Origin of the sequence: Kineococcus sp. NPDC059986 (assembly GCF_040702905.1) — a bacterium.
Classification (GTDB): Bacteria; Actinomycetota; Actinomycetes; order Actinomycetales; family Kineococcaceae; genus Kineococcus.
This window is the reverse complement of the sequence record NZ_JBFBND010000009.1, coordinates 110,250-122,667: the sequence shown is the minus strand read 5'-3', so window position 1 is coordinate 122,667 and position 12,418 is coordinate 110,250. Positions and strand designations below refer to the sequence as shown.

Genomic DNA, 12,418 nt, shown 5'->3' with positions numbered 1-12,418 from the left:
GCCCGGCGGGCCAGCCCCGGCCCCGGGTCGTCCCGTCGTGGAATGCGCCGTCCGAGGGACGCTGCGCTACCGTGCTTGACAACCCTACGTATCGGGAGAGTCACTCTGTGTCGTTCACGGACTGGTCGCGCGAGACGACGCTGGCACCCGTGCCGCTGTCCTCGCGGGCGGCCCGCCACTTCGTGGCCGACTGGTGCATCGCCGAGGGCGTCATCGGCGACGTCGTCGACACCCTCCTGCTGCTGACCGCGGAGGTCGTCACCAACGCCGTGCTGCACGGCCGCAGCGACGTCAGCCTGCGCGTCGGACGTGTCGGCTCCCGGGTGCGCATCGCCGTGGGGGACGAGAACACCCGGTTGCCGATGCGCCGCGAATCCGACCCCGAGGCCCTCAACGGTCGCGGCATCGCGCTCGTCGAGGCCCTCGCCGACGCCCACGGCGTCGAGGTGGACCCCCTCGGCAAGACGGTCTGGTTCGACGTCGCGACCGCGCTGGCCCCCGTGCGCTCCGCCCGCGCCTCCGCCTGAACCTTCCGCCCGACCCTCCCCCTGGCCTTCCCGGCAGAGGACCCCCTCCCGACGGACCGTCCTCCCAGCCCGGCGACCTACCCTGGAGCCGTGGCCGCACCTACCCGCACGGCCCGCAGCGCATCCGGCACGGGCGGCGTCCTGCTCACCAGCTCGGCCGTCCTCCTCGCCGCGCTCGCGGTCCTGCTCACCGCCCTCGCCCTCGCCGGCGGACTGGACCCGTCCGTCCTCGGCGACCCCGGCGCCCTCGTCCGCTACGGCCTGCCCGTCGCCCGCACGGTCCACGACCTGTCGGCCGCGCTCGCCGTCGGCGGCTTCGCCGTCGCGACCTTCCTGCTGCCGCACCCCAGCGCCGCCTGGAACCGCGCCGTGCGCGTGGCCGGTGTCGCCGGAGGCGTCTGGGCGGTCACCGCGCTGCTCGTCCTCGTCCTCACGGCGATGGACGTCATCGGCGCCGCCCCCGGTGCGCCCGGCTTCGGGGCCCAGTTCGCCCAGTTCGCCCAGTCGATCGACCTCGGGCGGGCCCTGCTCGTCACGACGGTCCTCGCGGCCGTCGTCGCGACCGTCGGGGCGGCGGCCGCCACCCCCGCCGGGGCCGCGTGGGGCTTCGCCCTCGGCGTCCTCGCACTCATGCCGCTGTCGCTGTCGGGGCACGCCTCCGGGTCCTCCTCGCACGAGACGGCCGTCAGCTCACTGGCCATGCACCTCGTCGGCGTCACCGTGTGGGTGGGCGGTCTCGCGGCCGTCCTGCTGGTCGCGCCCCTGACGGGCCGCGGGGCGGGGACGGCCAAGGGCCAGCGGCCCGTCGACCTCACGACGCTGGCCTCGCGGTACTCGACGGTCGCGCTGTGGTGCTTCGCGGCCGTGGCCCTGTCCGGCGTCCTCAACGCCTCCGTCCGCCTCGGCAGCTGGTCCGGCCTCGCGACGGCCTACGGCGCGCTCGTCGTCGGCAAGGTCGTGGCCCTCGTGGCCCTCGGCGCCTTCGGGTTCTGGCACCGCCGCCGGACGATCCCGCTGCTCGCGAGCCGCCCCGCGGCCTTCGTCCGCATCGCCGCCGGCGAGCTCGTCCTCATGGGGGCCGCGACGGGTCTGGGGGTCGCGCTCAGCCGCAGTCCCACGCCGGTGCCCGACGACGTGCCCGGGACGGGCCGCGCCGAGGCCCTGCTCGGGGAACCGCTGCCGCCGCCCCTGACCTGGGGCCGCTACTTCACCCAGCTGAGCCCGGACCTGTTGTGGCTGGCCGTCGGCGGGGTGGCCCTCGTCGCCTACCTGGTCGGCGTCCGCCGGCTGCGGGCGCGCGGGGACTCCTGGCCCGTGGGCCGCACGATCTGGTGGGTCGCGGGCTGCGTGGCGCTGCTGTTCGTCACCAGCGGTGGTCCGGCCGCCTACGGCCGCATCACCTTCAGCGCGCACATGCTCCAGCACATGCTGCTGACGATGGCCGTGCCGCCGCTGCTCGTCCTCGGCGCCCCCGTGACGCTCGCCCTACGGGTGCTGCCGGCTCGCCGGGACCACTCCCGCGGCGCCCGCGAGTGGCTGCTCACGGTGGTCCACTCGCGCTACCTCGCCGTGGTCGGGCACCCGCTCGTGGCGGCCGCCCTCTTCGCCGGCTCCCTCATCGTCTTCTACTACTCGCCGTTGTTCGAGCTGGCGCTGCGCACCCACGTCGGGCACGAGCTGATGATGGTCCACTTCCTCGGGACCGGGTATCTGTTCGCCTCGGTGTTCATCGGGGTCGACCCCGGCGGCGTGCGACCGCCCTACCCGCTGCGCCTGCTCCTGCTCCTCGCGACGATGGCGTTCCACGCCTTCTTCGGCGTCGCCCTCATGCAGGGCCAGACCCTGCTGGCCCCGACGTGGTTCGAGGCCATGACCCCCGGGGCCAACCTCCTCGCCAACCAGCAGGAGGGCGGCGACATCGCGTGGGGCATCGGTGAGGTGCCGACGTTGATCCTCGTCCTCGGGACGGCCATCGGCTGGTCGCGCTCGGACGACCGGGAGAACAAGCGCCGCGACCGCCAGGCCGCGCGCGACGGCGACGCCGACCTGGCCGAGTACAACGCGATGCTCCAGCGGATCGCGGACCGCGAGGGTCCCCGGAGCTGACGGGTCGCCGGCCCGCGGCTCAGGACCGCGGACCGGAAAGGCCGGCCCGGACCCCGGGGTGATCCCCGTCACGGGTCTGCCCGATGATGGGGGCTCGCCCTCCCCCGTCAGGAAAGGACCGCGCGCTCATGGCCGAGCCCACCGACCGTCCCACGAGCCGTGAGCCCATCGACTTCACCGTTGAGACGCTCGGTCCGTGCACCGTCGACTCGCCCCTCTCGCCGCGGCTGCAGGCGCGCCGCACCACCCACCACTACATCGACGAGAACGACCGCGTGCTGTTCGACGACACGCTGTCGAAGGTGTCCCGGCGCGACGGCGACCTCACGGACCTGCCCAGCCTGGAGCCGACCGGTCCCCGCAAGAAGATCTTCTTCGACCCGTCCAAGACGCGCGTCGGCATCGTCACCTGCGGTGGGCTGTGCCCCGGCATCAACAACGTCATCCGCGGCCTGGTCTCGGAGCTGACGACCCACTACGGGGTCCGCCGCATCCACGGCTTCAAGAACGGGTACCAGGGTTTCATCCCGCGCTACGGGCACGACGTCATCGACCTCACGCCGCAGGTCGTGGAGAACATCGACGGCGAGGGCGGCACGATCCTGGGGACCTCCCGCGGTCAGCAGGACTTCGTCGAGGTCGTCGACTGCCTCGAGCGCATGGGCATCTCGATCCTCTTCGTCGTCGGCGGGGACGGCACGATGCGCGGGGCGCAGAAGATCTCCGCGGAGATCAAGGCGCGCGACCTCAAGATCGCCGTCGTCGGCATCCCGAAGACGATCGACAACGACATCCCCTTCATCGACCAGAGCTTCGGGTTCCAGTCCGCCTTCAGCGAGGCCTCCCGCTCGATCCGTTCGGCCAAGGTCGAGGCGCGGACGGCGCCGAACGGCGTGAGCGTCGTCAAGCTCATGGGACGGCACTCGGGGTTCATCGCGTGCTACGCGGCCCTGGCCCAGAACGACGCCGACTTCGTCCTCATCCCCGAGGTGCCCTTCATGCTCGAAGGACCGGGGGGTTTCCTGGAGCGGTTGCGCGAGAAGGTGGCCTCCCAGGGGCACGCGCTCGTCGTGGCGGCCGAGGGGGCGGGCCAGGAGTTGTTCGACCCGGCCGACGCCGCGGCCACGCTCAAGGACGCGTCGGGCAACAAGCGGCTCCAGGACGTCGGGAGCCTGCTGCGGCACGCCATCACCGAGGACTTCGCCAAGCACGACCTCGAACTCAACATGCGGTACATCGACCCGAGCTACGTCATCCGCAGCGTTCCGGCGAACCCGTACGACGCCGTGTACTGCATCCGGTTGGCGCACGCCGCGGTGCACGCGGCGATGGCCGGACGGACGAACATGGTCGTCGGCCGCTGGCGCCGCCGGTTCGTGCACATCCCGATCGCCCTCGCCGTCTCGGCCCGCAACCAGGTCGACCCGCACGGCGACCTCTGGTGGTCGGTGCTCGAGGCGACGGGGCAGCCGTGGTCGTTCGGGGAGTTCTCCGCCGAGCAGGTCACGGCCTTCGGCGGACAGTGACGTCGCTCCCGGTGCCGCCCCGCTGACCGTCCGGCACTGCGCACGTCCGGGGGTTCGGCCTCGTCGCCTCCACGCGGCCGGTGATCGGCCCCGGGGAGGCGGCGCGCACCCAGCCGTGGGCCGGGGCTACTTCGCCTCCGACCACCGCCGCACGACGGAGACGTCCGCGACGAACCGCACGCCCGACCCCGCCGCCCACCGCGCCGCGGTCTGCTGCAACGCCGAGTCCAGCAGCGCGGCCGCGCGGTCGGCGTCGGGTTCCGGGACGTGCAGCAGGAGTTCGTCGTGCAGGCACAGGACGATCCGGCCGTCCGTCCCCGCGAGACCGGCGCGCACGGTCGCGGCCCACGCCTTGAACAGTTCCGCGGCGGCGCCCTGGACGACGGCGTTGCGCGCGAAGCGGCCGCGGGCGGCGGTCGCCGCTCCGGGTTCGACCGGGGCGAGGTCGGAGATCCGCACGAGCCGGCCGCCGTACGTCCGGACGTCGCGGCCCTCCTTGCCGGCCTCCTCCGCCGCGCGCAGGTACGCCAGGGCCCGCGGGTAGGCACGTTCCATGCGCCGCAACGCCTCTCCGGCCGCTCCCGAGGTCTGGCCGTACATCGCGGCGAGCACGGCGATCTTCGCCGTGGGGCGGTCGGCGCCGAGGGCGGCGGCGACGGGGGCGTAGAGGTCCTCGTCGCGGGTCGCGGCGACGAGACCGGGATCGCGGGAGACTGCGGCGAGGACGCGGGGTTCGACCTGCCCGAGGTCGGCCCGGACGAGGACGTGCCCGGGTTCGGCGGCCACCGCGGGCCGCAGTTCCGCGGGCAGGTTGTGCAACCCCGCCTGCGCCGTCATCCGGCCCGCGGCCGCGTCGGCCGACGACCACGCGCCGCGCAACCGGCCGTCGGGGCCGACGTGCTCGTCCAGCCACGGGTACCCGTACGTCGTCGCGAGGCGTTCGGCCTTGCGCCACAGCAGGAGGGCGGCGACCGCCGGGTGCGCGTCGCGCAGCCGTTCCAGCCGGTGCGCGCGGGTGTCGGGCAGGTCGAAACCCAGACCGCGCAGGGCCGCGAGGACGTGGGCGGGGTTGCGCAGGTCGACGCCGGCGCCGCCCGGTCCGAGGTGCTCGCGCACGAGGGCGTCCCGGTCGGCGCGGGCCTGCCGCTCGGCCGCCGCGTCGACGGGGCGCGGTCCGACGGCGGCCCCCACGATCTCCTCCGCCGTCGCGCGGTCCAGGGGCAACCCGGTGCGGGACAGTTCGACCGCCAGCGCCGCGGCCGCGGACTCGGCGAACCCCGTCTGCACGGGCAACGCGGGACCGGTGGGTTCGGCGCGCCGGTCCGGCAGGGCCGCGAGCCGGGCGTCCTGGGCGTCGGCCACGTCGAGCGCGAGCGCGGCCCACCGGCCGGCGCGGTCGAGGCGTTCGGCGGTTCCGGTCTCACCCGGGTCGAACGCCCGGCCGTCGGCCCACGCGGGGGACAGCCCGCCGTCCGTGACCGGGTCGTCGGCCGTGCCCGCACCGTCGAGGTCGAGCAACCCCGTGCCGTGGGTGGGCGCGGGCCGGCGCGACGGCGGCGGCGGGACGGGCCGCCCGTGCGCGGCGGCCCAGACCGCCCCCGGGTCCTCGCGGTGGCCGCCCTCGACGACGCGGTGCACGGCCGCGAGGTCGTGGCAGCGGGCCAGGTGGACGGGTGCGGTCCGGCCGAGCGTCGACGCGGCCGACCACCACGTCCAGCGCGGCGCGAACTCCGCCTCGAGCGCGTATACCAGACCGGCCGGGTCGTCGGTGGGCACGCCCCAGTGCCCCTGCGGCACAGCCAGTCCCACTCCGCCGGGGACGACGGCCAGTCCGAGCCGGGGCACCGCGGGCAGACCGCGGAGCGCGGTGAGGAGGGGCTGGTCGACGACGTGCACCGGGTCAGTCTGGCCGAGGGTTCGGACACGACCGAACCTGTCAGCGGAACGCGGCGATCCCGGTGAGCCGCTGGCCGATGACGAGGGTGTGCACCTCGTCGGTGCCCTCGTACGTCCGCACGCTCTCCAGGTTCGAGGCGTGCCGCAGCGGCGAGTGCTCCAGCGTCACCCCGTTCCCGCCGAGGACCGTGCGCGCCTCCCGGCAGACGTCGAGGGCGACACGGGTGTTGTCGAGCTTGCCGACGGAGATCTGGTGGGGTTCGAGCCGCCCCGCGTCCTTGAGCCGCCCGAGGTGCAGCGCGAGCAGCTGCCCCTTGCCGATCGCCACGGCCATGTCGGCGAGCTTGCGCTGGGTCAGCTGGAAACCCGCCAGCGGCCGGTCGAACTGCCGCCGGGTCAACGACCACCGCAGGGCGTCGAGGTAGCTGTCGCGGGCGGCGCCGAGCACGCCCCAGACGATCCCGTAGCGCGCCTCGTTGAGGCAGGCGAACGGACCGCTGAGCCCACGGGCACCCGGCAACTGCGCGTCGGCGGGCAGCCGCACGCCGTCGAGGTCGACGTCGCACTGGACGGAGGCGCGCATCGACAGCTTCGGCGTGATGGGTCGGGCGGCGAAGCCGGGGGAGTCCGTGGGGACGAGGAAACCCCGGACGCCCTCCTCGGTGCGGGCCCACACGACGGCGACGTCGGCGAGGCTGGCCAAGCCGATCCACCGCTTGCGACCGTCGAGGACCCAGTCCGTGCCGTCCCGCCGCGCCGTCGTTGTCATGCTGCCGGGGTCGGAGCCGGCGCCGGGTTCGGTGAGGCCGAAGCAGCCGACTGCCCGTCCCGCGGCCATTTCCGGCAGCCACCGCGCCTTCTGCTCGTCCGAGCCGTGCTTCGAGATCGCGCTCATGGCCAGCGACCCCTGGACGCTGACGGCCGTGCGGAGCCCGGAGTCGCCGGCCTCCAGCTCCAGCGCGGCGATGCCGTACTCGACGGCGCTGCGCCCGGGGCAGCCCGCGTCGTGCAGGTGCATCCCGAGGACGCCGAGGCGGCCGAGTTCGGGCATGAGCTCGCGGGGGAAGTGGGCGTCCTCGTACCAGCGGGCGACGTGCGGGCGGACGTGCTCGTCGACGAAGGCGCGGACGCGGTCGCGGACGGCGCGTTCGTCCTCCGACAGCAGGGTGTCGAGGGCGAGCAGGTCCTGGTCCGGCAGGTCGGGCACGTCCGGCAGGTCGGTCACGGGGTCTCCTCGTCGGTGGGGGTGCTGAGCCAGTGGCGGACGGCCTCGTCGTGCTCGCCGAGCCGGGGCGGGGCGTCCCGCCGGGGTGGGCCGGTCCCGTCGATGCGCACGGGGCTGCGCACCTGCCGCCCGACGGTCCGTCCGTCCGCGTCGACGACGTCGAGCAGCGGTTCCAGGCCGAGGGAGGCGGCGAGGCGCAGGCCGTCGCCGATCGTCCCGACGCGGCCGGCGGGGACCCCGTGCCGCACGAGCAGGGTCTCGGCGCCGGCCGCCGAGGTCGTCCGCAGCAGGTCCTCCAGCGCGGTCCGCAGGGCGGCCCGGTGCCGGACGCGGTCGGCGTTCGTGGCGAACCGCGGGTCCTGTGCGAGCGTCGGGGCGCCGAGGGCGGTGACCAGCCGCGCGAACATGCCGTCGGTGCCGCAGGCGACGGCGACGGGACCGTCGGCGCAGGTCAGCAGCTCGTAGGGCGCGATCGAGGGGTGCGCGTCGTCGAGCGGCTCGGGGTCCACGCCCGTGCCGAGGTAGGCCTGGACCTGGTTGACGAGACCGGCCTGCAGGCTGGAGAGCAGGTCGACCTCGACGTGGCTGCCGCGGCCGTCGACCGCGCGGCGGGCCAACGCCGCGAGGATCCCGATGGTCGCGTCCTTGCCGCACAGGACGTCCACGAGCGCGACCCCCACCTTCGTCGGGTGCCCGGGCGGTCCGGTGATGCTCATGAGTCCGCCGAGGGCCTGGACGACGAAGTCGTAGCCGGGGCGGTCCGCACCGCCGTCGCTGCCGAACCCGGTGATGGACACCGTCACGAGCCGCGGGTTGAGCGTGGCGAGTTCGTCGGGGCCGAACCCCGCCGACGAGGAGGCCCGGAAGTTGCCGACGAGGACGTCGGCGCGCCGGACGAGCTCACGGGCCAGGTCCCGGTCGCCCGGATCGGCGAGGTCCAGGCAGACGGACTCCTTGTTGCGGTTCACGCTGTCGAAGTACGTCGTGCCCGTGGGGCTGAACGGCGGTCCCCACCGCCGGGTCTCGTCGCCCGCGCCGGGGCGCTCGACCTTGACGACGCGGGCGCCGAGGTCGGCGAGGTGGAGGGTGGCGAGCGGTCCGGCGAGGACCCGGGAGAAGTCCGCGACGAGGACCCCCTCGAGCGGCCGGCGGCCGACGTCCGAGGGGGGCGCGTCGCTGCGGGACCCCACGGGCGCATCGTGCCCTCTCCTGTGCTGCGTGGCAACGGTCCGGCCTCGAGCACGCCGCGTTGCTCCGAACGAGGGACGTCGGTGCGCTGTCCGTCCACACCGGCCGCGCATCCGCCGACATCAGGGGTGGCAGACCGGTGCACCAGGCCGACCGATCGGAACAGGGAGAGACGGACATGACCGCGGTGCTTCGACGCATGGGAGTGGGGGCTCGCCTCGCGGTGGCCTTCGGGGTCGTGCTGGTCCTGCTCGGACTGACCGGGACGGCGGCCCTGCTCGGTGGGCGGGCCCAGAGCCGCGCCGCGGACCGCACGGCCGACCTCGCTGTCCTGACGGCCTACGTGGCGGACCAGAAGTACTACGACGCCGACGTCTCCGGCTGGCAGGCCGCCTACGCCTGGGACACCTACCGGGTGGGCCCAGCGGCGGCCGTGAAGCCCGACTCCGCCAACCGCGCCGGGTTCCTCGCCGACAAGGCCAAGCTGCTGGCCGCCCTGCAGGCCGCACCCGTGCAGTCCATGACGGCCGACGAGAAGGCCGTCAACGCCCAGATCGCGCAGAAGTGGACGGACTACTTCGCCTCCGACGACCGCGCCGTCGCCCAGTACGGCGCCGGGGATCTGGCCGGGGCCGAGAACACGATCCAGAACGAGAGCTGGGTCGTCTACGCGGACATCCTCACCCAGACGCAGGAGCTCACCGACTCGGTGGCCAAGCGGGCCGTCGCCGTCCGGGCCGAGGGGCGCGCCGCCGCGGAGCGCAGCCGGACGCTCGTCCTGGCGGCCGTCGCCGCAGCCGTGGCGCTCGTCGTCCTGCTGCTCGTCGCGCTCACCCGCAGCATCGTCGTCCCGCTGCGCCGCAACGTCTCCGACCTCGACCGCATCGCCGACGGCGACCTGACGGTGGAGCCCGTCGTCGACGGTCGCGACGAGTTCCGGCAGATGGCGCAGGCCCTCGCGGCCGCGGTCGCCGCGACCCGTCGCACGGTGTCCGGTGTCGTCGAGCACGCCCAGTCCGTCGCGGGCCAGGCCGACGACCTCTCCTCCCGCGCGGCGTCCCTGTCCGCCGCGAACGCCCGCACGGGCGCCGAGACCGACCGTGCTGCGACGTCGGCCGGTGCTGTCTCCGGCGAGGTCGCCACCTTGGCCGCGGGTGCGGAGGAGCTCGGTGCGTCCATCGCCGAGATCTCCTCGGGCATGGCGTCGTCGGCGTCGGTGGCCCGTGAGGCCGTCGAGGTGGCCGAGGCCACGCGCACGGCCGTGGCCGGGCTCGGCGAGGCGACCCGAGACATCGCCAGCGTCGTCAAGACGATCACGTCGATCGCCGCCCAGACCAACCTCCTGGCCCTCAACGCGACCATCGAGGCCGCTCGCGCCGGCGAGGCGGGCCGCGGGTTCGCCGTCGTCGCCGGCGAGGTCAAGGAACTGGCGCAGGAGACCGGCTCCGCGACCGAGGACATCGCCGGGAAGGTCGCGGCCATCCAGCGGGGCAGCGAGGAGGCGGCTGCCGCGATCGCGCGCATCGCGGAGGTCATCGGGCGCGTCGACGACTACCAGGCGTCCATCTCTGCGGCCGTGGAGGAGCAGAACGCGGTGACCGCGGACCTCGCCCGCACCGTGGTCGGTGCGGCGGCCGGTGCGGACGACATCTCGACCATGCTCGCGGGGGTCGCCGCCTCCGGGGCCGACGACCGGGTCAGCCTCCAGCTCGTCACCGGGTCGGTGGAGTCGTTGCGGGACAGTGCCGCCCGGCTGCGGGAGACGGTCGGCGCCTTCCGGCTGTGATCAACCCCCTGGTCCTGTGTCGGGGGACGGGAGTAGGACTGGTCGCGTGCCGGACACCCCCAGCAGCCCCGCCCCCACGCCCGCGTTCGCCGACCTCGACGCCTTCACCGCGCTCCCGCGCGTCAGCGGTCTCGCCCTGTCCCACGACGGGACGCGCCTGGTGACGACCGTCGCGACCCTCACCCCCGACCGCACCCGCTGGCGCGGCGCGCTGTGGGAGGTCGACCCGGCCGGGCAGCGCCCGGCCCGCCGGCTCACGCGCGGGACGGCGGCGGAGTCCTCGCCGGTGTTCGCCCCCGACGGCACCCTGCTGTTCACCTCGGCCCGCCCCGACGCCGACGCGGAGGGGACGGACGACCCGCCGGCCGCGCTGTGGGCGCTGCCGCCGACAGGGGAGGCGCGGTGCGTCGCGTCCCGGCCGGGTGGCGTGTCCGGCCCCCGCACGGCCCGGAGCTCGTCCGCCGTCGTCGTCGCCTCGGACACGCTGCCCGGCGCCGACGACAGCACCGAGGGCCCCACCTCGGACGCGGCGCGCCGCAAGGCCCGCAAGGACGCGAAGGTCTCGGCCGTCCTGCACACCGGGTACCCCGTCCGCTACTGGGACGCCGACCTCGGGCCCGACGAACCGCGCTGGCTGACCCTGGACCTGCCGGCCGAGACCTCCGCCGGCGAACGGCTCGACGTGCGCTGGCGCGACCTCACCCCGGTCCCGGGCCGCCGCTTCGACGAGGCCTCCGCGGCCCTGACCCCCGACGGCTCGGCCCTCGTGAGCACGGAGAACGTCGCCGGTCCGGGCGGGACCCAGCGCGTCCGGCTCGTCGTCCTCGACCGCGCCGACGGGTCGCTGCGGGTGCTGGCGGACGACCCGGAGTGGGAGTTCACCTCGCCCTCGGTCTCCCCGGACGGCCGGTGGGTGGCCGCCGTCGCCGAGAGCCTTTCGACCCCCACGCAGGCACCGACGCTGCGGCTGGTCCTCGTCCCGTTCGACGGCTCCGCCGCGCCCCGCGACGTCGTCGCCGACTGGGAGGTCTGGGGCACGGGCACGCCGCAGTGGGGGCCGGGGTCGGACGCCCTGTTCCTGGCCGTCGACGACCACGGGCGCGCCCCGGTGGTGCGCGTGGACCTCACCCCGGACGGCACGGGCACGGTCCGGCGGCTCAGCACCGACGACGGGGCGTACTCCGACCTGCAGGTCGCACCCGACGGCGCGACCGTCTTCGCCGTCCGGTCGGCGGTCGACGCGCCCCCGGCCGTCGTCCGGCTCGACGCCTCGACTCCGGGGGAGCCGCTGGCGCTGCCCGGCCCGGCCCCGCGGCCGGACCTGCCGGGAACGCTGACGGAGGTGTCCACGACGGCCGCCGACGGCGCCGAGGTCCGGGCCTGGCTGTGCCTGCCGGCCGGCGCCGGTCCCGAGCACCGGGCCCCGCTCCTGCTGTGGATCCACGGCGGCCCGCTGTCGTCGTGGAACGCGTGGTCCTGGCGGTGGAACCCGTGGCTGGCGGTGGCCCGCGGGTACGCCGTCCTGCTGCCCGACCCGGGCCTCTCGACGGGGTACGGCGCGGACTTCCTGGCCCGCGGCTGGGGGGCGTGGGGCGCCGAGCCGTACACCGACCTCCTGGCGGTCACGGACGTCGCGCTCGAGCGGGACGACCTCGACCCAGAGCGCACGGCCGCCATGGGCGGCTCCTTCGGCGGCTACATGGCGAACTGGGTGGCCGGTCACACCGACCGGTTCCGCGCGATCGTCACCCACGCGAGCCTGTTCGCCCTCGAGCAGTTCGGGGCGACGACGGACGCCGCGCACTACTGGCGGCGCGAGATGACGCCCGCGATGGTGGCGGCCAACGACCCGGCCGCGCACGCCGCGAACATCGTCACGCCGATGCTCGTCGTCCACGGCGACAAGGACTACCGCGTCCCGATCGGGGAGGCCCTGCGGCTGTGGTGGGTGCTCAACGAGCAGTGGACGGGTGACCCGGCGGACCTTCCGCACCGCTTCCTCTACTACCCCGACGAGAACCACTGGGTGCTCACACCGCGGCACGCGGTCCTCTGGTACGAGACGGTCTTCGCCTTCCTCGCCACCCACGTCCACGGGCTGCCGTTCGAGACCCCCGACCTGCTCCGCTGACGGGGTTCCGGGGTCCGTGGGGCCGGTGGCAGA

The 12,418-nt window shown here is 75.0% G+C and carries 8 protein-coding genes; 5 read left to right on the top strand and 3 right to left on the bottom strand.

Features of this window, described 5'->3' with window-relative positions:
* Positions 1–107 precede the first annotated feature (107 nt).
* From AB0637_RS09405 to AB0637_RS09395, 3 genes are all read left to right on the top strand, one after another.
* Positions 108–527 carry an ATP-binding protein gene (locus AB0637_RS09405; RefSeq protein ID WP_366171599.1) on the top strand — a complete coding sequence of 140 codons (420 nt, stop codon included), beginning with the start codon at positions 108–110 and terminating at the stop codon, positions 525–527.
* Positions 528–617: 90 nt separating this feature from the next.
* A complete protein-coding gene (locus tag AB0637_RS09400; protein ID WP_366171597.1) occupies positions 618–2,633 on the top strand; it encodes a bifunctional copper resistance protein CopD/cytochrome c oxidase assembly protein in 2,016 nt (671 codons plus the stop codon).
* Between the two features lie 128 nt (positions 2,634–2,761).
* Positions 2,762–4,159 (top strand): ATP-dependent 6-phosphofructokinase, encoded by a 1,398-nt coding sequence (locus tag AB0637_RS09395; RefSeq protein ID WP_366171595.1) that lies wholly within the window; start codon positions 2,762–2,764, stop codon positions 4,157–4,159.
* A 126-nt stretch (positions 4,160–4,285) separates the two neighbouring features.
* Here AB0637_RS09395 and AB0637_RS09390 read toward each other — a convergent pair whose 3' ends face one another.
* Genes AB0637_RS09390 through AB0637_RS09380 form a run of 3 tightly spaced genes read right to left on the bottom strand, consistent with a single transcriptional unit; the run spans position 4,286 to position 8,470 of the window.
* Positions 4,286–6,055, bottom strand: a complete 1,770-nt coding sequence (locus AB0637_RS09390; RefSeq protein ID WP_366171593.1) for a DNA polymerase — start codon at positions 6,053–6,055, stop codon at positions 4,286–4,288.
* 40 nt (positions 6,056–6,095) lie between these two features.
* Positions 6,096–7,280, bottom strand: coding sequence for an acyl-CoA dehydrogenase family protein (locus AB0637_RS09385; RefSeq protein WP_366171591.1), 1,185 nt, complete (start codon positions 7,278–7,280; stop codon positions 6,096–6,098).
* Positions 7,277–8,470, bottom strand: coding sequence for a CoA transferase (locus AB0637_RS09380; protein ID WP_366171589.1), 1,194 nt, complete (start codon positions 8,468–8,470; stop codon positions 7,277–7,279). The genes AB0637_RS09385 and AB0637_RS09380 overlap by 4 nt, the downstream gene beginning before the upstream one ends.
* 176 nt (positions 8,471–8,646) lie before the next feature.
* Here AB0637_RS09380 and AB0637_RS09375 point away from each other — a divergent pair, with 176 nt between their 5' ends.
* Both AB0637_RS09375 and AB0637_RS09370 read left to right on the top strand, forming a co-directional pair.
* The gene (locus AB0637_RS09375) at positions 8,647–10,254 is read left to right on the top strand and encodes a methyl-accepting chemotaxis protein (RefSeq protein ID WP_366171587.1); all 1,608 of its coding nucleotides are present in this window, start codon (positions 8,647–8,649) and stop codon (positions 10,252–10,254) included.
* A 46-nt stretch (positions 10,255–10,300) separates the two neighbouring features.
* Positions 10,301–12,385 carry an alpha/beta fold hydrolase gene (locus AB0637_RS09370; RefSeq protein WP_366171585.1) on the top strand — a complete coding sequence of 695 codons (2,085 nt, stop codon included), beginning with the start codon at positions 10,301–10,303 and terminating at the stop codon, positions 12,383–12,385.
* Positions 12,386–12,418: the final 33 nt, after the last annotated feature.

Coding starts and splice junctions, on each gene's coding strand:
- AB0637_RS09375 (WP_366171587.1), top strand. CDS start 8,647: ATGACCGCGGTGCTTCGACGCATGGGAGTGGGGGCTCGCCTCGCGGTG.
- AB0637_RS09395 (WP_366171595.1), top strand. CDS start 2,762: ATGGCCGAGCCCACCGACCGTCCCACGAGCCGTGAGCCCATCGACTTC.